Origin of the sequence: Aeromonas rivuli (assembly GCF_020149575.1) — a bacterium.
GTDB classification, from domain to species: domain Bacteria; phylum Pseudomonadota; class Gammaproteobacteria; order Enterobacterales; family Aeromonadaceae; genus Aeromonas; species Aeromonas rivuli.
Window position 1 is genome coordinate 1,562,600 of the sequence record NZ_CP079742.1, and the last position, 22,803, is coordinate 1,585,402.

Consider the following 22,803-nt stretch of genomic DNA (forward strand, 5'->3'; position numbering starts at 1 on the left):
CTTCCACAACTGCCCTCGGCTAGTCTTTGGCCTTGGTAGCGATTAATACGGCTCGTTTGGGAGCGGGTAGTCCCTCGACGGTGCGGGAGGGATCGGCGGGATCCAGATAATCAAGCAAAGATTCATTGAGCATCCATTCAGTGCGACGCTGTTCGTCGGTGCTGGTCATATTTTCATCGACAATCCGCACATCGCAGAAGCCACAGCGCTCGACCCAGCGCTTGAGCGCCAGGCTTGAGGGGATAAACCAGACGTTGCGCATCTTGCCGTAGCGATCCGATGGCACCAGTACCTGCTCCTCATCCCCGTCGATCACCAGGGTTTCCAGCACCAGCTCACCGCCATCACGGAGCTGATTACGCAGCTGTTCGATGTGTTCTATGGGGGACTTGCGATGATAGAGCACCCCCATGGAGAAGACGGTATCGAAGGCCCGCAGGGTCGGCAGCTCTTGGATGCCCAGCGGCAACATCTGGGCACGCTGGTCGTTGCCTGCAAAGTGGCGAATGGCCTCGAACTGGCAGAGGAACAGCGGGCTGGGATCGATGCCGACCGCGAGCTTGGCCCCTTCCCCGACCATGCGCCACAGGTGGTAACCGCTGCCGCAGCCCACGTCCAGCACATAGCGTCCGTCCAGGGGGCTGATGTGGGGCAGCACTCTGTCCCACTTCCAGTCGGAGCGCCACTCGGTATCGATGTGGATGCCGTGCAGGGTGAAGGGGCCCTTGCGCCAGGGCATAAACTGACGCAGCAGGCTCTCCACCTTCTTGCGCTCCCCCTCATTGAGGCTCTCGCTATGGCCTATCTCGACCCGATGTTTCAGTTCCACCTGGCCGGGAGCCACCACCGGCAGTTTGTTGAGGGCACGACTCCAGCGCGGCAGATCACCGTGCAGGTTGTCATGCTGCCAGGCATGGAGCTGAGCGGGCAGGGTATGCAGCCAGTGGCTGAGCCGGGTCTTGGCGATCAGTTGATAGAAATTGGCGAAGTCGATCATGGCTGGGTGTCGCTGGATTTGATGGCGATCATGGAACCGAAGTTGAAGCACTGGAACCAGAGATCCTGATGGACGAAACCCGCCTCGCGCAGGCGCGCCTGGTGTACCGCCAGGGTGTCGGTGCGCATCACGTTTTCCAGCGCGGTGCGCTTCTGGCTGATCTCCAGCTCGCTGTAACCATTGGCTCGCTTGAAATCCAGATGCAGGTCGATGAGCAGTTCGTTGACCGGCTCATCTTCGAAACGCAGCTTCTCGCTCAGGATCAGGATGCCGCCGGGACGCAGGCCATCAAAGATGCGCTGGATCAGCGCCGCCCGCTGCTTGGGGTCGACAAATTGCAGGGTGAAGTTGAGCACCACCACGGAGGCGTTCTCGATGGCGATGTCGCAGATATCCGCCTCGATGAGCTCGACCGGCACCTCGGATTTGAAGCCCAAGAGGTGGGCTCGGGCCCTATCTATCATGGGGCGGGAGAGATCGACCGCCGTGATGCGGCAACCGGGTTGCGCCAGGTTGCGACGCATGGCCTGGGTCGCGGCGCCCAGGGAGCAACCGAGATCGAACAGGCGGCTGTCTGGCTGGGCATAGCGAGCTGTCATCATGCCGATGGCGGAAATGATGTTGCTGTAACCCGGCACAGAGCGCTGGATCATGTCGGCAAAGACATCGACGACCTGCTCGTCAAAGCAAAAATCGCCCAGTTGGGCGATGGGGGCGGCAAAGATCTGATCATGCATAGTGGTGCAATCCGGCAGGGGATCTGTCTGTCCCCGGCTTTGTTCAATTTTGGTATTGGCTGACACCTGAATCGTACCGGGCATCAACGGCTGGCGAAGGGCCACAAGGATTCCTGTTTTGCTGGATGCCCCGGCCGCTCACACGGGCCATCTGCTGACCCGTCATAGGGGCGCTAGTCTAGAGGATTGCTGGCCATTTGTCTTGAACAGGGCGAAGCCGCCACCGTAAATAATCGACTTTTTCGTGCCGCAGACTAAAACATCAGCACCCCTTGACGGGCACTGTCAATTTCCCCCGGCCAGGGGGCCATTTCCTGACCGAGCAATTGCACTATCTGGCGCGCCAGCGCCGGGGCCTGGGCATTGTCTGCGGTATGGATAAACAGATAGAGATCCTTGCCATCCGCCAGCCATTGGCGCCAATGGGGCAACCAGCCCGGCAAGAAGGGGTGATTGGCGGCAGGATCCGGCAAGCCGATCAGGCGCACCACGGGGGCGTGGGCGGTGGCGAGCAGGTGCACGGGCAGCTGTGGCTTCTTGCCCTGGGCGTCAATCATGGCCGCCGTGGTGGCGGGCACCGAAAACAGGGGCCGGGAGTCGAGCATGATGCGGTTGATGCCCTTTTCCATCAGCATGCGATTGAGGGCCCGCTCCGCGTCCCCCTTGGCGAAGAAATCGGGGTGTCGTACCTCGAGCGCATAGGCAAAATCCTGGGGCAGGCGATTGAAAAACTCGGTCAGACGAGGCAAGCCGGCGGGCCCGAAGCGGGCGGGCAGTTGCAGCTTGAGCAACCCCAGCTTGGCGTGCAAGGGGGCAAGCAGGGCGATAAAGTCGCTCACCTGCTTGTCCACGCTGACCAAATCGCTCTGGTGACTGATGGTTTGCGGAAACTTGAAGGCAAACCGGAAGGTATCCGGCACCGCCTCGCTCCAGCGCAGCACCGTCTCCGGGGTCGGCAAGGCGTAGAAGGTGGTATTGCCTTCTACGGTGTTGAACACCTTGGCGTAATCGGCCAGGTGTTCGGCGGGCTTGGCGCCCTGGCCGAGTAATTGACCTGGCCAGGCGGGGTGGGACCATTGTGGCAGTCCCAAAAAGAGGCTCATTGCGGATCCTGTTGGCGGTTTTGTCGCGTTTCCCCTCAAAAATTTGCCAACTGAGCTAAAAAACAGGGCAAAGGAGGGGGCAGGTCATTTTACCCGTATAGGGGTTTTCCTCTATAATGCCACCCCTTTGTTTATCAATTTTTGATGGTGGCGCCGGATGATGCGTCCCGCGCTGGTGACATGCGGTCATGAATTGTTAATACAACAACGGCTCTCCGATGCTTCGCCGACGGCCTCACTGTCGCAAGCCGGTATCGGCGGCAAGCTGCCGGCTCAAAGGGGCCGGCTGGTACGAGACTGATTTCAAACCGGGTAGCACAAGCATCTGGCCAGTGGCGAGACAGACGGTGCTGACCTGTCGTGCCCGGCGACTCAGGGTTAACCGTCTCTCTTACAATTTCGAAGGAAGAAGTCCATGCGCTCTATCTATTGCGGACAGGTCAATGAAGCCCATGCAGGGCAGACCATTACATTGTGCGGTTGGGTCCATCGTCGTCGCGACCTTGGCGGTCTGATCTTTATCGATATGCGTGACCGGGAAGGCATAGTGCAAGTCTTCTTCGATCCGGACAAACCGGATGCCTTCGCCCTGGCCTCCGAACTGCGCGGTGAGTTCTGCATCCAGGTGACCGGTGTGGTACGCAGCCGCCCCGACTCCCAGCGCAACAGCGACATGGCCACCGGCGCCATCGAGGTGTTCGGCCACGAGTTGACCATCATCAACCGCGCCGAGCCCTTGCCGCTCGACTTCAACCAGGTCAACAGCGAAGAGCAGCGTCTCAAGTTCCGCTATCTGGACCTGCGTCGCCCCGAGATGGCCAAATACCTGAAGACCCGTGCCAAGGCCAGTGCCTTCGTGCGCCGCTTCATGGACGAGCAGGGCTTCCTCGACATCGAGACCCCGATGCTGACCAAGGCGACCCCGGAAGGGGCCCGTGACTATCTGGTGCCGAGCCGGGTGCACAAGGGCAAGTTCTACGCCCTGCCGCAGTCCCCGCAGCTGTTCAAGCAGTTGCTGATGATGTCCGGCTTCGATCGCTACTACCAGATCGTCAAGTGCTTCCGCGATGAAGACCTGCGTGCCGACCGTCAGCCGGAATTCACCCAGATAGACGTGGAGACCTCCTTCATGACCGCACCCCAGGTGCGCGAGCTGATGGAAGAGATGATCCGCCAGCTGTGGCAGCACGTGCTGGCCGTGGATCTGGGCAACTTCCCGGTGATGACCTTCGACGAAGCCATGCGCCGCTTCGGCTCCGACAAGCCGGATCTGCGTCTGCCGATGGAGCTGGTCGATGTCGCCGATCTGCTGACTGCGGTTGAGTTTGCGGTGTTTGCCGGTCCGGCGAACGATCCGAAAGGCCGTGTGGCAGCCCTGAAAGTGCCGGGCGGCGCCGAGCTGTCTCGCAAGCAGATCGACGAGTACACCAAGTTTGTCGGTATCTATGGCGCCAAGGGGCTGGCCTGGATGAAGGTCAACGACGCCGCTAATGGCCTCGAAGGCGTGCAGTCGCCGGTGGCCAAGTTCCTCTCCGACGAGATAGTGCGCGAGATCCTGGCCCGTACCGGTGCCGCCGCTGGCGACATTATCTTCTTTGGCGCCGACTCCAAGAAAGTGGTCTGCGACGCCATGGGCGCCCTGCGCCTGAAAGTGGGCCGCGATCTGGGCCTGGTCGAGAACGTCTGGAAGCCGCTGTGGGTCATCGACTTCCCCATGTTCGAAGAAGATGGCGAGGGTGGGCTGGCCGCCATGCACCACCCCTTCACCGCCCCGAGCGATCTGAGCCCGAGCGAGCTGAAAGCGAACCCGCTCGGTGCCTATGCCAATGCCTATGACATGGTGATCAACGGTTACGAAGTGGGTGGTGGCTCTGTGCGTATTCACAGCAGCGACATGCAGTCCTGCGTGTTCGACATCCTGGGGATCACCCCGGACGAGCAGCGCCTGAAGTTCGGCTTCCTGCTCGATGCCCTGAAATATGGCACTCCGCCCCACGCCGGTCTGGCCTTTGGCCTGGATCGCCTGAGCATGCTGCTGACCGGCACCGACAACATCAAGGATGTCATCGCCTTCCCGAAAACCACCACGGCGTCTTGCCTGATGACGGATGCCCCCAGCTTCGCCAATCCGGCCCAGCTCGGCGAGCTGGCGATTGCGACCGTTGCCAAGGTCGATACCAAGGCTGACGTTGAAGGCGCTGAGTAAATCAAAAGGGCCGCACTTGCGGCCCATATCAGCAGACTTATCTCATTGATTTGAAATCATAACGGAGCGTTTTTATGGCAGGTCACAGTAAATGGGCCAACATCAAACACCGCAAGGCGGCGCAAGACGCCAAGCGCGGTAAAATCTTCACCAAGCTGATCCGTGAAATCACCACCTCGGCGCGCATCGGCGATCCCGATCCCGCCAACAACCCGCGCCTGCGTGCCGCCGTGACTGCGGCCCTGACCAGCAACATGACCCGGGAAACCATCAACCGCGCCATCGCGCGTGGGGCCGGTGGTGGCGACGGCGAGCAGCTCGAGACCATCGTCTATGAAGGCTACGGCCCGGCGGGCTCCGCGGTCATGGTGGAGTGCCTGACCGACAACCGCAACCGTACCGTCGCCGAAGTGCGTCATGCCTTCAACAAGTGTGGCGGCAACCTGGGTACTGACGGCTCAGTCTCTTACCTGTTCAGCAAGAAAGGGCTGTTGACCTTCGTCGGTGCCGATGAAGATGCCCTGATGGATGCGGCGCTCGAAGCCGGTGCCGATGATGTGGTCACCGAAGAGGATGGCTCCATTGAGGTCTACACCACTCCGAATGACTTCGGTACCGTGCTGGATGCCCTGGAAGCGGCTGGCTTCAAGCCCGAGAACGCCGAAGTGACCATGATCCCCTCCACCGAAGCCGAGCTGGATGCCGAGACTGCCCCCAAGCTGATGCGTCTCATCGACATGCTCGAAGACCTGGACGACGTGCAGGAGGTGTACCACAACGGCTCCATCTCCGACGAAGTGGCCGCGACCCTCTGATCGTCAGGTGCACCTTAGAAGAAGTGGCATCACAACGGTGCCACACTCCTCCGACGACGTGGCCGCGACCCTCTGAGCGTCAGGTTGCACCTTAGAGGAAGTGGCATCACAACGGTGCCACACTCCTCCGACGACGTGGCTGCGACCCTCTGATCGAAGGCCCGCACAGACAGCAAACGGCAGCCCACGGGCTGCCGTTTTTTATGATGTTGCCAAAGGGAGATGCAGCCCGGTGCGTCATCATGGCTTGCCTGCCACCCCAGCCCGGTTTGTATGTCTCTTTGCCTCCATGGGCTTTCATCTTAATTTTCACTTAAGTCTCGACTCCTATGATGCCTGCCAAGTCTGGCTCCCGGTGAGCCTGTCATCTGGTTAGCGGAGTCTGTCTATGCGTATCACTATGAGTGCCATCAAGGTGAATGTCCTGCTGGTGCTGTTGTTTACTCTGGTATTCAACTGGCCTATCTTCCTGCACTTCTATCACGCCCTCTCTCGCCTCGATCACGTCAAGGTCGGCTTCGTGCTCTCCATTCCGCTGCTATTGTTGGCGGCGCTCAATCTGGTGTTCCTGCCGTTTAGCATTCGATACCTGCTCAAGCCCTTCTTCAGTGTGCTGATCCTCATTGGCTCCCTGGCCAGTTACGCCATGCTCAAATACGGGATCATCTTCGATCAGAACATGGTGCAGAACGTGGTGGAAACCAATGTCGGGGAGGCGGGCTCTTATCTCAATGGCTCCGTCTTGACCTGGTTCATGCTGACGGGGGTGCTGCCAACCCTCTGTCTGCTGCTGCTCAAGATTGAATATCCCACGCGCTGGTACCAGGGGCTGGGCCTGCGGCTGGGGGGCATGGGGCTCTCCGCCTTGCTCATCTTCGCCGTGGGTGCCCTCTATTATCAGGATTACGCCTCGGTGGGCCGCAACAATCACACCATGGCCAAGGAGATAGTGCCCGCCAACTATGTGGCCGGCATCTTCAAGTATGTGAAAACCAGCTTCTTCACCCCGGCCATGCCCTTCCTGGCGCTGGGAAGCGACGCCGTGGTCGCGGCCGAAGGCCACAGCAAACCGACCCTGATGTTCCTGGTGGTGGGGGAGACGGCGCGCAGCAAGAACTACTCCCTGAACGGCTATGAGAAGCACACCAACGCCTTCACCGACCAGGAGCCGGGTCTGGTGTCGTTCCGCCATGTACGCTCCTGCGGCACCGCCACGGCGGTTTCCGTGCCTTGCATGTTCTCCAACATGACCCGGCGCGAGTATGACGAGAACCGGGCCCGTCATCAGGATGGCCTGCTGGATGTGTTGCAGCACGCCGGGGTGCAGGTACTGTGGAAGGAGAACGATGGCGGCTGCAAAGGGGTGTGCGATCGGGTGCCGACCCAGGTGGTCGATCCCAAGGAGCATCCCGAGCTCTGTAAAGGCGAGTCCTGCTATGACGGTGTGCTGCTCAAGGGGCTGGATCAGCAGATTGCCGGGATGAAATCAGGCAACAAGCTGGTGGCCTTCCACCTGATGGGCAGTCATGGCCCCACCTATTACCGGCGCTACCCGGCCACGGAGCGCGCCTTCGTGCCAGATTGCCCGCGCAGCGACATCGAAAATTGCACCAACGAGGAGCTGGTCAATACCTATGACAACACCATTCGCTACACCGACAAGGTGATAGGGCAGCTGATCGACACCCTCAAGGGGCTGGAGTCGGAGTACAATGTGGGGCTCATCTATCTGTCGGATCACGGGGAGTCCCTGGGCGCCATGGGACTCTATCTGCACGGCACCCCCTACAAGTTCGCGCCGGACGATCAGACGGTGGTGCCCATGCTAACCTGGATGGCGCCGCGCACCGCCCAGGAGGATGGCTTGAGTCTCGATTGCCTCAAGCAGGAGGCACAGGCCAAGCGCTTCTCCCAGGACAACCTGTTCCACTCGGTACTGGGCATCATGAACGTCAAGACCAGTGCCTACGATGGCGAGTTGGACTTGTTCAAGCCCTGCCGGGCGGGGTGAGTGGGTTTATTCTCAGCTGTTCCCCCATGCAGCACTGGGCATTATGAACGTCAAGACCAGTGCCTATGATGATGCCTTGGACTTGTTCAAGCCCTGCCGGGCAGGGTGAGTGGGTTTATTCTCAGCTGTTCCCCTCATGCAGCACTGGGCATCATGAACGTCAAGACCAGTGCTTACGATGGTGATCTGGACTTGTTCAAGCCCTGCCGGGCAGGGTGAGTGGGTTTATTCTCAGCTGTTCCCCTCATGCAGCACTGGGCATCATGAACGTCAAAACCAGTGCCTATGATGATGCCTTGGACTTGTTCAAGCCCTGCCGGGCAGGATAGCGGCGAAGGGGTGTGACAACGCACAAATGACAACGGCAGCCATTGGCTGCCGTTGTGGTATCTGACCTGCCGCCTCAGCGGCGCGCCGTCACTTCTGTTCCATGATGATCTGCAGCAGATCCCCTTCCAGCAGACCGCGCTTGACCAGGGCGAAGCCGCCGATGGTGGGCTGGTTCTGGAAGCGGGCTTTCACGATGGGCAGGCCACGGTGGAAGCTTGGCAGGGACTGATGCTCGACGCAGCGACGGATGGCCGGGAACAGGATCTCCTCGGCTTCGGTGATCTCGCCTGCGATCAGCACCTTCTGCGGGTTGAACAGGTTGACCGTGATGGCCACGGCCCGGCCCAGATGCTCGCCCACATTCTCAATCACGCTGCGCGCCAGTTCATCGCCAGCCAGGGCAGCCTTGCAGACCTCATGGATGCTGATGTACTTGTCCTGCAGGCTGCTCTGGTGGCCGCGGCTGATCAGCTCCTTGACCTTGTCGACGATGGCCTCGTTGGAGGCGATGGTCTCAAGGCAACCGAAGTTGCCGCAGTGGCAGCGCTTGCCGAGGGGCTCGACCTGAATGTGGCCTATCTCGCCGACGTTGCGGTTCTGGCCGAGGAACACCTTGCCCTTGGTGATGATGCCCGACCCCGCACCCTGGTGAACACTGACCAGGATGGAGTCCATGCAGTCGCGGGACTCGCCGAAGAAGTGTTCGGCCAGTGCCAGGGAGCGTGTGTCGTTGCCGACGTAGCAGGGCAGGTTGAAGTGGTTCTCCAGCAACTTGGCCAGGGCCAGGTTGCGGATCTGGTATTTGGGGGTATAGATGACCATACCCGATTCCGGATTGACCAGGCCCGGCATAGTGAGCGCGATGCTGATGAGATTGCGGCTGCGCTCCTGATGGGCGTCGATGAAGGCGCCAATTTCGCGCAGCAGCATGTCGACCACGGGTTGCTGGTCTATCTCGGTCACTTCGGTGATGTGCTGGTCGAGCTCCTTGCCATCGAGATCATAGAGACTCAGTTGCAGGTAGCCTCGACCCAACTTGGCGGACACAAACTGGAACCGATTCTTGATGGTGGTGAGGGAGATGGCACGCCGCCCGCCGGTTGAGGCTTGCGGTGAGGTCTCCTTGATCAGACCATGCTCGATCAGTTGCCGGGTTATTTTGGTCACGCTGGCCGGGGCCAGGTGACTCAACTCGGCAATCTTGACCCGGGAGATGGGGCCTTGCAGGTCGATGAGCCGATACACGGCTGCACAATTGACCTGCTTGATAAGGTCTACGTTTGCTATTTGTCCGCCAGTCATGATGTCACTGTTGTGTGTAGTGTCCGTTAACCACGGTCCCGAGGACCTTGAAGGCCTGATCGAAGACGGTGAGGTTGGCTATCTTGCCGACCTGGATACTACCGAGACGTGAGTCCCATCCAATGGCGCGTGCAGGGTATAGGGTGGCCATTCTCAGCGCTTCGGCGAGGGGTAACCCCACCTGTTTGACCAGATTTTCCACCCCTTCAATCATGGTGAGGGCAGAGCCGCCGAGTGTACCATTCTCATCGACGCACTGACCATCACGGAAATAGACGGTGGCGCCACAAAAATCAAATTTCTCAAAGCCTTCCGGCGCACCGGCCGGGGCGGTTGCATCGGTGACCAGCACCAGTCGCTCCCCCAGCACCTTGTGGGCGAGACGCACGTTGGCCCAGTGCACATGATGGCCATCGACGATGACACCCGTGTAGACATCATCCCTGTCGTAGATGGCACCGACTACACCTGGCTCGCGGCCGTTCACGGTCGGGGTCATGGCGTTATAGAGGTGAGTGGCAAAGCGCATGCCGCTCTCAAAACCGGCCATGGCCTGTTCGTAACTGGCCGCGGTGTGACCCGCTGAGACCAGAATGCCGGCCTCGACCAGGCGACGAATGTGCTCAGGGCTGTTGCGCTCCGGGGCCAGGGTAATCTTGGCGATGGCATCCGCGTTGGCGCAGAAGAAGTCGATCATCTCGTCCGCGGGCTGGCGGATCTGATCCGCCGGGTGTATGCCCTTGCGCTTGAGGTTGGTATAGGGCCCTTCCAGATGGACGCCCAGCACCTCATTGGCGCGCGCCTGCATGTAACTGCGGGTGACCGCGACCGCCTGCTTCATGTCCGCATCCGGACTGGTGATCAGGGTCGGCAGGTAGCTGGTGGTGCCGGATTTGAGGTTGGCCGCCTGCATGGTGGCCAGGGTCTCGGCGGTGATATCGGTGTTGAACATGACACCGCCGCAGCCATTGAGCTGCAAGTCGATAAAGCCGGCGCTCAGGTTGGCGCCGTCCAGATCGTGGCGAGCCACGTCCGCAGGCAGCGCCGCCAGGGGCTTGATGGCGACTATCTGGTTGCCATCGATGATCACCCCATGGCCGGTCAGCACTTCGCTGCCGGTGTAGAGGGTGCAGTTGGTCAATGCGTACATGGCGTTACCCTCACAGACGACCGATGTTGTCCGCTTCCAGCTGCTGGAAATAGCGGACAGTCTTGACTTTCAACTCCATGGTGGAGGGCTCGTCGCACACCATCATGCCCTTGGGATGCAGTTGCAGGGTGGAGATGGTCCACATGTGGTTGACGCAACCTTCGACGGCCGCTTGCAGGGCCAGGGCCTTGCCGTGACCTATCACCAGGATCAGGATCTCCTCGGCATCCATCAGGGTACCCACGCCCACGGTCAGGGCCAGTTTGGGCACCTGCTCCATGTCGCCACCGAAGAAGCGGGAGTTGGCGATGCGGGTATCTTCGGTCAGGGTCTTGACCCGGGTGCGGGACGCCAGAGAAGAAGCCGGTTCGTTGAAGGCGATGTGACCATCGTTGCCGACCCCCCCCATGAACAGATGAATGCGGCCGTAGGACTTGATTTTGTCTTCGTAGCGTTTGCACTCGGCCACCAGATCCGCGGCATTGCCATTGAGGATGTTGATGTTTTCCGGGCGAATGTTGACGTGACTGAAGAAGTTGTTGTGCATGAAGCTGTGGTAGGACTCGGGATGCTCCTCGGCCAGGCCAACGTACTCGTCCATGTTGAAGGTCACCACGTGCTCGAAGCTGACCTCACCCGCTTTATGCAACTCAATCAGGCGCTTGTAGGTATTGAGCGGCGTGCCGCCCGTGGGCAGACCCAACACGAAGGGGCGCTCGGCGGTCGGCTGGAAAGCGTTGATGCGATCGACAATGTAACGGGCAGACCACAGACCGACTTGGCTGGCTGACTTGAGTGGGATCAGACGCATTTCGAGTACCTCTAGTTTGTTGTCACCGGCATGGGCACGATGGTAAGACGTAATGGCAAATCTTAGTTGTTTCATAGCGTAAATAAAGATTGGAAACTAAGCCACATCTATCCGCTAACTTTATGTCGTTTGGGTGATAATGATCACGATTATGGCTTTATTAATTTGCGAAGCGAAATAAAAGACCTAGACTGCCAATCAAGCCTTGATGGCTTATGCGTTGAACGTAATAAGCACTTAATTTATAGAAAAACATTAACTCATAGAAAAACACTTACTAAGGAGAGGAGCCGTGAACATTCTCGGTTATTTACAGAAGATCGGCCGTGCCCTGATGGTGCCGGTAGCGGTATTGCCTGCCGCAGCGATCCTGATGGGCATAGGTTACTGGATTGACCCGAATGGTTGGGGTGGCGGCAGCCCTCTGGCCGCGTTCCTGATCAAGGCCGGTGCCGCCATCATCGACAGCATGCCGATCCTGTTCGCGGTCGGTGTCGCTTACGGTATGTCCAAGGATAAAGATGGTTCCGCCGCCCTGGCCGGCCTGGTCGGTTTCCTGGTGGTCACCACCTTGCTGAGCCCGGGCGCCGTTGCCCAGCTGCAAGGTATCCCGCTCGAGCAGGTTCCTGCTGCCTTTGGCAAGATCAGCAACCAGTTCATCGGTATCCTGACCGGTGTCATCGCGGCTGAGCTGTACAACCGCTTCAGCAGCGTCGAGCTGCACAAGGCGCTGGCCTTCTTCTCCGGCCGTCGCCTGGTTCCCATCATCACCTCCGTGGTCATGATGGCGGTCTCCTTCGTGCTGATGGCTGTCTGGCCTGTCATCTACGGTGGTCTGGTTCACTTCGGCGAGTCCATCGTCGGCATGGGCTCTACCGGTGCCGGTATCTACGCCTTCTTCAACCGTCTGCTGATCCCGATCGGTCTGCACCACGCCCTGAACTCCGTATTCTGGTTCGACGTGGCTGGCATCAACGACATCCCGAACTTCCTGGGCGGTCAGAGCTCCATCGATGCCGGTAAAGCGGTCGCCGGTGTGACTGGTATGTACCAGGCTGGCTTCTTCCCCATCATGATGTTCGGTCTGCCGGGCGCCGCCTTGGCCATCTACCACACCGCCAAGAAAGAGAACAAAGAGAAGGTCGCCTCCATCATGATCGCAGCCGCCTTCGCTGCCTTCTTCACCGGTGTGACCGAGCCCCTCGAATTCTCCTTCATGTTCGTGGCCCCCGTGCTCTACGTGATCCACGCCGTACTGACCGGTATCTCCGTGTTCATCGCGGCCAGCATGCACTGGATTGCCGGTTTCGGTTTCAGTGCCGGTCTGGTGGACATGGTGCTCTCCAGCCGCAACCCGCTGGCCGTCAACTGGTACATGTTGCTGCTGCAAGGTCTGGTGTTCTTCGGCATCTACTACAGCGTGTTCCGTCTGGTCATCGTCAAGCTGAACCTGAAGACCCCGGGCCGTGAAGACGACGAAGCCATCCCGGCCAGAGCCGAGATAACTGACCGTACCGAGCTGGCCAAGCAGTATCTGGAAGTGCTGGGTGGTCATGACAACCTGGTCACTATCGATGCCTGCATCACCCGTCTGCGTCTGACCCTGAAAGACCGCAGCATCGTCGATGAGCGTCAGCTCAAGGCCCTCGGCGCCGCCGGTGTGGTCAAGCTGGGTGAACAGAACCTGCAAGTGATTCTGGGCCCCTTGGCCGAGATCATTGCCGGTGAGATGAAGTCCCTGCGTTAAGTGTTACCCGGACGGGCGCCTCCTCCTGCCCGTCCGCTCAAGCCTAAGTCCATTGTTGACATAAATAGGGCCCCGCCTATGGGGCCCACCATAAAAAAAGCCAAGCAATTCCAATCTTTACTTCAACCAAGAGCAGCAGTTATGACACTCAAGATCTCTCTCTTAGCCCTCGCTATGTCTGGCGTTTTTGCCGCGCCTGCCATGGCCGCCGATGCCGCCAACCAGGCCCTGGTCGATTCCCTCGCAAGCAACCTCGTCGTCAAGTACGAAGTCGTCACCAATGATGGTGCCGGAGCCGGTCTGGATTGCCAGGCGCTAGGTTCTGAATGGGCCAGCTGTGGCGTGGCCAAACTGCACCTGACCAATCAGGGCGCAGACGTTAATTCCAAGGATTGGGAGATCTACGTCTCCTCCATCCGTCGCATTCAACGGGTCGACAACGATCAGTTTGCCATCGAGCATCTGACCGGCGACCTATATCGCCTGACCCCCACCGACAAGTTCCAGGGTTTTGCCAAGGATGTCACTGTCGAAGTGCCTTTGGTGGTGGAGTATTGGGTACTGTTCGAATCTGACATCATGCCGAGCTGGTATGTCTCCGCCGAGGGTGCCGAACCCAAGGTGATCGCCAGCATGCGCAACATCGATGATGCCACCAGCTATGAGACGCCGATGCCGGCCGATGGCTGGAAGCGCACCAAGGATGACAACAACGTTCTGATGAATGCGCAGACCCGTTATGAGGCCAACCGCACCAGCACGCTGCTCTCCGCACAGCAGATCGATAACCAGATACTGCCGACCCCGGCAAAACAGCTCATCAAGGTGGGTCCGCAGGTGGATCTCGCCAGCATCAAGCTCGATGCCCTGGACCTGCCGACCGATCGCGCTGAGGCCATCAAGGCGTCACTGACCAAGCTGGGTGTTACCCTCTCCGACACCGGCTATCCCGTGACCATCAAGCTCGGCAGCCAGGTCAAACAGGCCGAAGGCTATCAGCTCGACATCGGCAAGGATGGCGCCATCATCCGTGGTCACGATGTCAATGGCGCCTTCTGGGGGGCCCAGTCCCTCATCTCCCTGATAGGGGTCGATGACAAGCGGGTCAGCCAGATGAGCGTCGAGGATGCACCGCGCTTCGAATACCGCGGCATGCAGACCGACGTGGCCCGCCACTTCAGAACCCCGCAGACCCTGCACAAGCTGATCGACCAGATGTCGGCCACCAAGCTCAACGTGCTGCATCTGGGATTGACCAACGATGAGGGCTGGCGCCTGGAGATCCCCGGTCTGCCGGAGCTGACCGAGGTCGGTGCCGAGCGTTGCCACGACTTGTCCGAAACCAAGTGTCTGCTGCCGCAGCTGGGCTCGGGTCCGGCTGCGGACAACCAGGGTTCCGGCTTCTACAGCAAGGCGGATTACATCGAACTGGTACGCTACGCCAAGGCGCGCGGCGTGACCGTGGTGCCGGAGATCAACATGCCGGCCCATGCCCGTGCGGCGGTGGTTTCCATGGAGGCGCGTTACCAGCGGCTGATGGCCGAGGGTAAAGAAACCGAAGCGAACCAGTATCGCCTGACCGATCCGGCCGATAGCTCCAACATCACCTCGGTGCAGTTCTACGACAAGATGTCCTTTATCAACCCCTGCCAGCCAGGTGCCGCCACCTTCGTGGCCAAGGTGATGGATGAAGTGGCCCAGATGCACCAGGCCGCCGGCCAGCCGCTGACCGCCTGGCACTATGGCGGTGACGAGGCGAAAAACATCATGCTGGGCGGGGGCTATCAGGATCCGGCCACCACCAAGCCCGCCGATCTGGTGGCCTGGAAGGGCAATATCGACTGGAGCAAGCAGGACAAGCCGTTTGGCAAGTCCCCCCTGTGCCAGAAGATGATCGCCGACGGCAAGATTGCCGATGTGCAGGAGCTGCCTGTCTATTTCGCCAAGGAAGTGAGCGAGATGGTCAAGGGCCACGGCTTCTCCACCCTGCAGGCGTGGGAAGATGGTCTGAAGTACGCGAACAGCGCCAAGGATTTCGCCACCGAGAAGACCCGGGTCAACTTCTGGGAAACCCTCTACTGGGGCGGCTTCAACGAGGCGATGAAGTGGGCGCACAAGGGCTATGAGGTGGTGCTCTCCAACCCGGACTACCTCTACTTCGACTTCCCGAACGAGGTGCATCCGGCCGAGCGCGGCTACTACTGGGCGACCCGCTTCAATGACACCCGCAAGGTGTTCGCCTTCGCCCCGGAAAACTTGCCGCAGAACGCCGAGACCTCGGTCGACCGGGATGGCAATGCCTTCGTCGCCAAGGGCGATCAGGATGCGGTCAAGTTCAAGGGCATGTCCGGCCAGCTGTGGAGCGAAACGGTCCGCACCGATGCCCAGTATGAGTACATGGTCTATCCGCGTATCTTCTCGGTGGCCGAGCGTGCTTGGCACAAAGGTGGTTTCGAGCTGCCCTACGTGAAGGGCCGCGAGTTCTCCGGTGAGACCCAGTTCGTCAACAAGGCGACCCTGGCCAAGGAGTGGAACCGCTTTGCCAACCTGCTGGGCCAGCGCCAGTTGCCGAAACTGGATCTCCAGGGCGTCGAATATCGTCTCTCTGTGCCGGGCGCCAAGGTGGTGAACGGCAAGCTGGAAGCGAACGTGGATCTGCCGGGTCTGCCCATCCAGTACAGCCTGGATGGCAAGCACTGGAACGCCTATGACGCGGCGGCCAAGCCGACCGTGACAGGCAAGGTATACCTGCGTACCACCAGTTTCGATGGCAAGCGCACTGGCCGCGTCACCGAACTGAACTGATGGTTGCTGACCGTTGACACCGGGTGGGTCGCAAGACCCACCTTTCCCAAGGCCGATCTGCCATCGGCTTTGGGAAAGGTTGACTGTGCGTGTGAACCTTTGTTGTGTGTGAGTCTGTTTTGATTTTTCATCTTGAAACCCCGCCTGGTGCGGGGTCTTTTTTTATCTGTCGTGCAGGGGGGCGCCGGACGGAGTCTGGCGGGGATGGAGTGAAAGGTGCGGGAAAATGTTGCCCCAGAGGATTGGCCGGTCAGAGCGGGTCGTCTGGCCAGTCGATATCCTGCACGCAGCCGGGATCGTTGAGTGTCAGACAGATCAGCCGGTCGATGTGGCGATCCAGCACCTGCTTGGCGCCTCGATCGCCAGAGAGGCGGGCCAGTTCGGCCAGCAGATCGGCGGGGAAGCTGACGGGGTGGCCCTGCTCCCCCAGGTAAACGGGGCGAACCAGCGAGCAGCCATCCTGGGCGACCTGCAAGGCCTGGAGGCTAGCGGGGGAGAGGTGTGGCATGTCGGCCAGTACCACCAGCAGGCTGTGGATGGGCCCATCTTGGCTGAGCAGGGTACGGACACCATGGGCCAGGCTGTCCCCCAGGCCGCCGTCGATCGGTACCTGGGTCAACGCTGCCCCGGAGTCCGCCAGCAGGCGGCGCAGCACCTCGTCTTCGCGGCGCAGCACCACCAGTACGCGATCATGGTTGGGGAGCAGGGTCGCCAGGGTGCGCAGGATCAGCGGAGGCGAACCCGCCAGACGTTTGTCACTGCCGTAGCGACGGGAGAAGCCGGCGGCCAGCAGCAGGGCGACCCGTTCAGGTTGCATCTTGCTTGAGTCTCATGCGGATGCCATGGCGGACGGCGATCACCTCGGCCAGGGTGGCAATGGCGATTTCGATCGGGGACTTGCTGCCGATGGGCAGTCCGATGGGGGCATGGATCCGCGCCAGCTGCGCCTGGCTGCTATCCCCTATCCGTTGCAATCGCTCCAGTCGGCGCTCGCTGGTGCGTACCGAGCCCATGGCGCCCAGGTAGAAGGCGTCGGATTCGAGCCCCGCCATCAACCCGGCGTCATCGATGCGGGGGTCGTGGGCCAGGGCGAGCACGGCGCTCTGGGCTGTGGCGTGACGCTCGACGAAACGTTCGGGATCGCACCACTGCACCGCTATGCCCCCCTGCTCGGGTCCCCAGTGCCAGTCGGATCGGTAAGCTTCGCGGGTATCGCAGAGCAAGACCTCGAAGCCGGCGGCCTGTCCGAGCCTGGCCACCTGTTCGCTCACCTGGCTGATCCCCAGCAGCAGCAGGCGCCAGCGCTGGGCATAGGCGAGGCGGACGACCCCTGGCTCGTCCCCGCAAAGGCGTTCGCCGCTCAGGTAGGTCCTCTCCCTTTGCGCAATGCGAACCTCTCGCACGAAGGAGGTGGTGCCTTGCAGCAAGGCCAGCCACCTATTCAAGTCTTGGGTGGCCTCATCCCCCGGCATCAGGTGTTCGACCAGTAGCTGGATGCTGCCCCCGCAGGGCAGTTCGAACTGGCTGCCATCCGGGGTCAGGTGGGAGCCATAGTCGAGCAGGCTCAGGGGGGCGTCATGCTCCCCTCTGGCCAGCTTCTCGACGAAGGCATCCTCGATGCAGCCACCGGAGATGGAGCCGCTGCGACAGAGACCATCGGTGGCAAACAGTGCCCCCCTGGGACGAGGGGCCGAGCCATAGGTGGCCACTATGCTGCACAGCCAGACGCTTTTGCCCTGGGCCAGCCACGTCAAGCTCTGGCGCAGTACTTCGACGTGATGGTCACTCATGATGCTCGGCCAGCTCCTGCTTAAGCGTCCTGACCTCGTCGGCACTCACTTTGACGGATTGACTAGACCAGGTCTGGCGCAGGAAGTTGGTCAGATCCGCGAGATCCTGATCACTCATCTCATTGATGTACCCGGGCATGGGGGCAAAGCGCTCGGTCTGGCTGTAGTTCTGGGCCGGGATCCCATGGAGCAGTATGGCCAGGGTATTGACTGGACTCGGCTGATCCAGGGTTCCATTGCTGGAGAGGGCCGGAGTCACGTTCGGCTTGCCCTGACCGTCTTGGCCATGACAGCCGGTGCAGTAGTTGCGATAGAGGGCATAACCGGGATGCCGGGTATCCAGGGTAGCCGGTTTGGGCTCAGGGGATGAGAGGGGCGTGTCGCTGTCGAGCAGGTAGCTGGTCACCGCATGCATGTCTTCCTCTGTTAGATAGGCAAAGCTCTTCTCCACCACCGGATACATGCCTGCGAAGACGCCCCCTTTGATCGAGTAGCCTTTTTGCAGCAGCTTGCTCAGGGAGTCCTGGGTCCAGCCTTGACGCCTGAGCTCGGTGGCGGTGATGTTGGGGGCCATCACCCCTTCGATCCTGGCCCCTTGCAGATAGTGGGATGAATCCATTGCCATGAAGAAGTTGCGTGGCGTATGGCACTCGCCACAATGCCCCAGGCCATCTACCAGATAGCGACCCCTATTCCAATTGGCGCTTTTTGTTGCGTCGGGGGCGAAGGCGGTGTCGTCATGAGCCACCAGATTCCAGCCCAATAGCCCGGTGCGCACATTGAAGGGGAAGCCGACCTCGTTGTCACGGTTCGGGGTGGCGGCTGGCTTGGTCTGCATGAAGTAGGCATAGAGCGCCTTCATGTCTGCATCCGTGACCAGGTGATAGGAGGTGTAAGGCATGGCGGGATAGAGACGCCCTGTTGGCGCCTTGCCGTTGTGCATCACCTCATAGAAGTCTTGATAGCTGTAGTTGCCGATACCCTGTTTCTTGTCAGCGCTGATGTTGGTGGAGTAGATGACGCCAAAAGGGGTTTTAAAGGCCAGGCCACCCGCGTAGGTCTGACCGCTTTCGGTCGTGTGGCAGGCGGCACAGTCGCCGACCTTGGCCAGATAACGCCCTTGCTCAACCAAGGGATCCTGGGCCTTGGCGCCGGTAACGACCCCGATGCCTAGCAGCAGTGCTAATGCCAGTCTGGAGAGGTTCATAATTTGACCACTCCCTCTTTGATGAGCATGGTCTTGACCCCCTCGTAGTATTTCTTGTAGCCGGTGCAGCGACAGACGTGATCGTTCAGTGCCGCCGAGATAGTCTGCTCCAGATCGGCCACCCCCACCGGCTGTTTGCGCAGCCGTTCCAGCAGCACAGTGGTCTCGTTGACGAAACCCGAGGTGCACCAGCCGCACTGGAAGGAGAAGTGATCCAGGAAGGTTTGCTGCACCGGACTCAGTGCGATGATCTTGCCCATGCTGTTGCGCATTGCATGTCCTTCCACGGTGCGAACTCGCTTGCCGTTGAAGCGGCCCACCCCGTTGATACAGGTGCGCACGCTCTCGCTGCTGCCATCCTCCTTGTCGACGACTATGGTGCAGGCATGACAGACGCCGACGCCGCAGCCGAATTTGGTGCCGGTCAGGTTCACATACTCGTGCAGGAAGTCGATCATCATGGTGTTGTCATCCACCTCGAGCGGGCCGACGAGACGGTCATTGATGGTCATGGTTACTGTGGTCATTGGATGGCCTTCTGAATGTCGGTTGCTGTGACGGGAAGATGGTAAAAGCGGGTGCCGGTCGCCTGATAGATGGCTTCGACCAGGGCGGCGACCACGGGGATCATCACCACTTCGCCTATGCCCTTGGTGGCATCGGTCGGCGAGAGGGGCTCCAGCAGGGTGTGGGTCAGGTTCCAGACTGGCAGCTGATCTGCGGTGGGCACGCGATAGCGGTTCAGGTTCCAGGTGCCGTTGCCCGGCCCGTCCTGCCCGGCGGGCAGGTACTCATACAGCGCATGACCGACCCCCATGGCCAGGCCGCCCTGGATCTGGCCTTCCACCAGTTCGGGGACTATGACCCGACCGGCGTCCAGCCAGCTGTGGGCGGACAGGATATGTACCTTGCCCGAGCCTTTCTCCAGTGCTATCTCCACCAGGGTGGCGCAGGGGGCGTAGTAGGTCACCATTGCGTTGTTCAGGCTGGTGCTGGGATAGTGGGCCTGGGTGCGATCGAGCAGCTGGTAGCCGTTGGCGTCGGCCTGCGCCCGCTTCTCGCTGCTGGCCCCGTCGCCGTAGCGCAGCGCCAGCGCATCGATGGGCAGACGTTGGCTCTGTCCCTCTATGGTGAAGTCGCACTCGGCCCAGGCCCAGCGGTTGAAACTGTGCACCATGGCGCCGGTGATGAGGCCATTGGCGTGAGCGTGGGCCGCCAGCAGGGCGAGCGGCAGCGGCGGCATGCCACGGGTGGTCAGCCCCGCAGCTGTCCAGCTCGCCTCGCTGGCGGGGCCCAGATCCAGGTTCGCCTGGCCGACAAAGTACTGCTTGCGCCAGATGGCGGTTGCCGCCGGCCAGAGCGTCTGCTCGAACAGGATGCGGGCCGCGGTGACGGTGGCGTGGCTCTGGAAATAGGAGGAGATGGAGGCCGATGAGGCCTGTGGAATGGCCAGGGTCCAGCGCGGGTTCTTCTGCATCTCGTCCTGGCGTTCCTGGGAGATGGTGTAGGGGTTGTCGGTCTCTTCCAGCTTGAAGCTCTCCCAGAGCGCGATTTCGGCGAGCGCTATGGTGTCGGCCGGTTGGCCCAGGTAGCGACTGACGATCTCGGCCTGGGAGGTCTGGATCCCGGTCCCCATCTCCATGCCACTGATCTTGAGCAGGATCTCTCCCTTGCTGGTCAGCTCGACACAGGCGGAGGGGGCCACGGCGCCGGTGCCATAGTCCTTGGTGGTGATGCTGAAACCCGTGCCGTGCAGGCGATCCGGATGCTGGGCCTCATAAGCCTGCTTTCTGGCCAGGCGCTGGGCCCAGATCTCGTGCTGTTCGGCCATCGCCAGGATCTCGGGGTAACGGTTGTTGCCCTCGGGAATGGCCCCCTGGGTATTGGGCTGACCGGGCTTGATCAGGTTGCGGCGCCGCAACTCCAGCGGATCCATGTTCAGCAGTGCGGCGGCCTCGTTGACCATCATCTCCATGGCCGCCATGGACTGCAAGGATCCATAGCCTCGCATGGAGCCGCAGTCCGGGTTCTCGGAGGGCAGGGCGACCGCGGTGATGTCATTCTTGGGCAGGTAGTAGACCCCCTGGATGGCGCTGGCACCTACGCTGGTCACCGAACCGGTGAAGTTCAGTCGGCCGCCGCCGTCCACTGTCATGGCGCTGATCAGTGCACGGAACTGGCCGCTCTGTTTGTCGAGCACCAGCTTGTTGTGCATGTTGAACGGATGACGCTTGAGGCCGCCCTGGAACTGCTCGAAACGATCGTTGGCCAGGCGCACCGGGCCGTCGGCATAGAGGGTGGCGAGCAGGCCGTAGAAGGGGAATATGGTGTGATCCTTGGCCCCGAAACCACCGCCGATGAAGGGGGAGTGCACCACCAGCTTGTCGACCTTGCCGGCCAGCGGCCCCTTGGCCAGCATCTCGGCGGCTTCGTAATAGAAGTCGTGGGGGGACTGGGTGCTCACCACTAGGTGCATGGTGCGCGCCTTGGCGTCGAACCAGCCGTTGAAGTTTTCCGGCTCCATCATCATGGGTTCGATGAACTGGGTCTGATAGGTGCGATCCAGTACCAGGGCGTCCTCGGCCTCCAGCTCCTTGTGGACCAGCTCGGCCTGATGCATCCCCTGCTCACCCGCATTGCCATCGGCCCTGGCCGTCGGCCATACCGGTTGGTGGCTGGCGATGGCCGGGAAGAAGAGTCCATTCTGCAAGGCACTGTACTGATCGGCCATGCCGAGCTTGCCCTCGATCCGGATGATGCGCCAGCAGGCCCAGGGATCGCGGGAGGCGGCGACCAGTGGCGTCACCTCGCCGTAGCGCACCACCTTGTTGTTGAATTGCAGAGTGTGTTTGGCTCTGTTGAAGGTGGCGAAATCCGGGAAGAACAGCATGGCGGCCGCATGGCCCAGGTAGTCCGGGGTAGTGCCCTCGCTCACCATCATGTTGATGCCGTAGAAGGCGGGCAGCTCGATGCCATCGCGCAGCAGATCGGCGGCGGTGATCACCCGGCTGGGCTGGGCATTGGCGGGCAGCATGGAGAGATCCAGCCCCAGATAGAGGCGATCCGCCTTGTCGACCCGGATCAGCAGCGCATGTTGCTGCTGGGGCGGCCAGCCAGCCAGATCCTGGGCGCGATAGTCCCGGCTGTAGATCTTCTGGCCGGTGACCTTGGCCAGGCCATCGCTGCGGAACTTGACCTTGCCCCCCTGCTTCCATTGGCCGAGCAAGGCGGGATCGAAGACCTCGTCTTCCATGCCGGACAGGGAGAGGTTGGCGAGGAGGGGGGCGCTGTAGACGGCGATGCCGGCTATGACGCACTGCTTGATGAAATCACGTCTTGATACGGAGTAGGACATGGCTCAGCTACCTGTTTGAGGATGAGGCGAGTGGCTCGGGGGAAAGGGTGGGGACAGGTGTTGTCGACCATCTTCCCTGATGTCGCAGAAAAATGACAAAGTTGTAAATAGGATACTAGGATGATGCCGTTTGGAAAATGCCTGGTTTCTGTTGGTTCCAACTCTGTTCAGCTTCACGGTGTGATTTGCTAAATGTTACAAGCTTGTTTCAAAACATTGAAGTGTGATCTCGCCGCAATATCAAGCAGCCATGTGTTTGTGCTCACAGGACACCTTTATGCCCTGGTGCATCCCACTCTTCTCCGTGGGGAAGGAGCTTGCCCGAGAGCCGATGGCGGCGGAATAAAGGAAGTCTGTGGCCGGGAAGCGACCCCGCGTCGAGGTAAATGGCGTCTGGCGTGATGTCAGCCAGGGCGCTGCGGCAAATTCCTGTTGAG

Annotated in this window: 16 protein-coding genes; 5 read left to right on the top strand and 11 right to left on the bottom strand. The window is 60.5% G+C overall.

Going from position 1 to position 22,803, the window contains the following annotated elements:
- Positions 1-19: 19 nt before the first annotated feature.
- The 3 genes from cmoB to KYK33_RS07430 all read right to left on the bottom strand — a co-directional run bounded on the left by cmoB (position 20) and on the right by KYK33_RS07430 (position 2,837).
- Entirely contained in the window at positions 20-997 is a 978-nt protein-coding gene (cmoB, locus tag KYK33_RS07420; RefSeq protein ID WP_224432564.1) for a tRNA 5-methoxyuridine(34)/uridine 5-oxyacetic acid(34) synthase CmoB, read from the bottom strand.
- Positions 994-1,734: a carboxy-S-adenosyl-L-methionine synthase CmoA gene (gene cmoA / locus KYK33_RS07425; protein ID WP_224432565.1), complete on the bottom strand. Its 741-nt coding sequence runs from the start codon at positions 1,732-1,734 to the stop codon at positions 994-996. Before cmoA ends, cmoB begins: the two co-directional genes overlap by 4 nt.
- Before the next feature lie 254 nt (positions 1,735-1,988).
- Positions 1,989-2,837, bottom strand: a complete 849-nt coding sequence (locus tag KYK33_RS07430) for a DUF72 domain-containing protein (RefSeq protein WP_224432566.1) — start codon at positions 2,835-2,837, stop codon at positions 1,989-1,991.
- 415 nt (positions 2,838-3,252) lie between these two features.
- Between KYK33_RS07430 and aspS the strand changes: the two genes are divergently transcribed.
- The 3 genes from aspS to KYK33_RS07445 all read left to right on the top strand — a co-directional run bounded on the left by aspS (position 3,253) and on the right by KYK33_RS07445 (position 7,869).
- On the top strand, positions 3,253-5,043 hold the full coding sequence (gene aspS, locus KYK33_RS07435; protein ID WP_224432567.1) for an aspartate--tRNA ligase: 1,791 nt from the start codon (positions 3,253-3,255) through the stop codon (positions 5,041-5,043).
- Positions 5,044-5,117: 74 nt separating this feature from the next.
- Positions 5,118-5,858: a YebC/PmpR family DNA-binding transcriptional regulator gene (locus KYK33_RS07440; RefSeq protein WP_224432568.1), complete on the top strand. Its 741-nt coding sequence runs from the start codon at positions 5,118-5,120 to the stop codon at positions 5,856-5,858.
- A gap of 388 nt (positions 5,859-6,246) precedes the next feature.
- Positions 6,247-7,869, top strand: a complete 1,623-nt coding sequence (locus tag KYK33_RS07445) for a phosphoethanolamine transferase (RefSeq protein WP_224432569.1) — start codon at positions 6,247-6,249, stop codon at positions 7,867-7,869.
- A gap of 417 nt (positions 7,870-8,286) precedes the next feature.
- Here the strand turns inward: KYK33_RS07445 and nagC are convergent, their stop codons facing one another.
- From nagC to nagB, 3 genes are read right to left on the bottom strand one after another with little or no spacing between them, the layout of a single operon-like run.
- Positions 8,287-9,501, bottom strand: coding sequence for a DNA-binding transcriptional regulator NagC (gene nagC / locus KYK33_RS07450; protein WP_224432570.1), 1,215 nt, complete (start codon positions 9,499-9,501; stop codon positions 8,287-8,289).
- A 4-nt stretch (positions 9,502-9,505) separates the two neighbouring features.
- On the bottom strand, positions 9,506-10,651 hold the full coding sequence (gene nagA / locus KYK33_RS07455) for an N-acetylglucosamine-6-phosphate deacetylase (RefSeq protein WP_042039726.1): 1,146 nt from the start codon (positions 10,649-10,651) through the stop codon (positions 9,506-9,508).
- 10 nt (positions 10,652-10,661) lie between these two features.
- Entirely contained in the window at positions 10,662-11,462 is an 801-nt protein-coding gene (nagB, locus tag KYK33_RS07460; RefSeq protein WP_042039725.1) for a glucosamine-6-phosphate deaminase, read from the bottom strand.
- Between the two features lie 292 nt (positions 11,463-11,754).
- Between nagB and nagE the strand changes: the two genes are divergently transcribed.
- Together nagE and KYK33_RS07470 are read left to right on the top strand one after the other, a co-directional pair.
- Complete coding sequence (nagE, locus tag KYK33_RS07465; protein ID WP_042039724.1) at positions 11,755-13,209, top strand: N-acetylglucosamine-specific PTS transporter subunit IIBC; 1,455 nt, start codon at positions 11,755-11,757, stop codon at positions 13,207-13,209.
- Positions 13,210-13,350: 141 nt separating this feature from the next.
- Positions 13,351-16,014 carry a beta-N-acetylhexosaminidase gene (locus KYK33_RS07470; RefSeq protein WP_224432571.1) on the top strand — a complete coding sequence of 888 codons (2,664 nt, stop codon included), beginning with the start codon at positions 13,351-13,353 and terminating at the stop codon, positions 16,012-16,014.
- Positions 16,015-16,264: 250 nt separating this feature from the next.
- On the opposite strand, the gene KYK33_RS07475 is transcribed toward KYK33_RS07470, so the two are convergent.
- From KYK33_RS07475 to KYK33_RS07495, 5 genes are read right to left on the bottom strand one after another with little or no spacing between them, the layout of a single operon-like run.
- Positions 16,265-16,831: a nucleotidyltransferase family protein gene (locus KYK33_RS07475; RefSeq protein WP_224432572.1), complete on the bottom strand. Its 567-nt coding sequence runs from the start codon at positions 16,829-16,831 to the stop codon at positions 16,265-16,267.
- Complete coding sequence (locus KYK33_RS07480) at positions 16,821-17,804, bottom strand: XdhC family protein (protein ID WP_224432573.1); 984 nt, start codon at positions 17,802-17,804, stop codon at positions 16,821-16,823. Before KYK33_RS07480 ends, KYK33_RS07475 begins: the two co-directional genes overlap by 11 nt.
- Positions 17,797-19,011 (bottom strand): cytochrome c, encoded by a 1,215-nt coding sequence (locus KYK33_RS07485; protein ID WP_224432574.1) that lies wholly within the window; start codon positions 19,009-19,011, stop codon positions 17,797-17,799. The genes KYK33_RS07480 and KYK33_RS07485 overlap by 8 nt, the downstream gene beginning before the upstream one ends.
- Entirely contained in the window at positions 19,008-19,538 is a 531-nt protein-coding gene (locus KYK33_RS07490) for a (2Fe-2S)-binding protein (RefSeq protein ID WP_224432575.1), read from the bottom strand. Before KYK33_RS07490 ends, KYK33_RS07485 begins: the two co-directional genes overlap by 4 nt.
- Positions 19,535-22,366: a xanthine dehydrogenase family protein molybdopterin-binding subunit gene (locus KYK33_RS07495; RefSeq protein ID WP_224432576.1), complete on the bottom strand. Its 2,832-nt coding sequence runs from the start codon at positions 22,364-22,366 to the stop codon at positions 19,535-19,537. Before KYK33_RS07495 ends, KYK33_RS07490 begins: the two co-directional genes overlap by 4 nt.
- Positions 22,367-22,803: the final 437 nt, after the last annotated feature.

What these genes read in the sequence shown, in the direction of transcription:
- cmoB (WP_224432564.1), bottom strand. Translation starts at nt 997, where the DNA reads ATGATCGACTTCGCCAATTTCTATCAACTGATCGCCAAGACCCGGCTC.
- cmoA (WP_224432565.1), bottom strand. Translation starts at nt 1,734, where the DNA reads ATGCATGATCAGATCTTTGCCGCCCCCATCGCCCAACTGGGCGATTTT.
- KYK33_RS07430 (WP_224432566.1), bottom strand. Translation starts at nt 2,837, where the DNA reads ATGAGCCTCTTTTTGGGACTGCCACAATGGTCCCACCCCGCCTGGCCA.
- aspS (WP_224432567.1), top strand. Translation starts at nt 3,253, where the DNA reads ATGCGCTCTATCTATTGCGGACAGGTCAATGAAGCCCATGCAGGGCAG.
- KYK33_RS07440 (WP_224432568.1), top strand. Translation starts at nt 5,118, where the DNA reads ATGGCAGGTCACAGTAAATGGGCCAACATCAAACACCGCAAGGCGGCG.
- KYK33_RS07445 (WP_224432569.1), top strand. Translation starts at nt 6,247, where the DNA reads ATGCGTATCACTATGAGTGCCATCAAGGTGAATGTCCTGCTGGTGCTG.
- nagC (WP_224432570.1), bottom strand. Translation starts at nt 9,501, where the DNA reads ATGACTGGCGGACAAATAGCAAACGTAGACCTTATCAAGCAGGTCAAT.
- nagA (WP_042039726.1), bottom strand. Translation starts at nt 10,651, where the DNA reads ATGTACGCATTGACCAACTGCACCCTCTACACCGGCAGCGAAGTGCTG.
- nagB (WP_042039725.1), bottom strand. Translation starts at nt 11,462, where the DNA reads ATGCGTCTGATCCCACTCAAGTCAGCCAGCCAAGTCGGTCTGTGGTCT.
- KYK33_RS07470 (WP_224432571.1), top strand. Translation starts at nt 13,351, where the DNA reads ATGACACTCAAGATCTCTCTCTTAGCCCTCGCTATGTCTGGCGTTTTT.
- KYK33_RS07475 (WP_224432572.1), bottom strand. Translation starts at nt 16,831, where the DNA reads ATGCAACCTGAACGGGTCGCCCTGCTGCTGGCCGCCGGCTTCTCCCGT.
- KYK33_RS07480 (WP_224432573.1), bottom strand. Translation starts at nt 17,804, where the DNA reads ATGAGTGACCATCACGTCGAAGTACTGCGCCAGAGCTTGACGTGGCTG.
- KYK33_RS07485 (WP_224432574.1), bottom strand. Translation starts at nt 19,011, where the DNA reads ATGAACCTCTCCAGACTGGCATTAGCACTGCTGCTAGGCATCGGGGTC.
- KYK33_RS07490 (WP_224432575.1), bottom strand. Translation starts at nt 19,538, where the DNA reads ATGACCACAGTAACCATGACCATCAATGACCGTCTCGTCGGCCCGCTC.
- KYK33_RS07495 (WP_224432576.1), bottom strand. Translation starts at nt 22,366, where the DNA reads ATGTCCTACTCCGTATCAAGACGTGATTTCATCAAGCAGTGCGTCATA.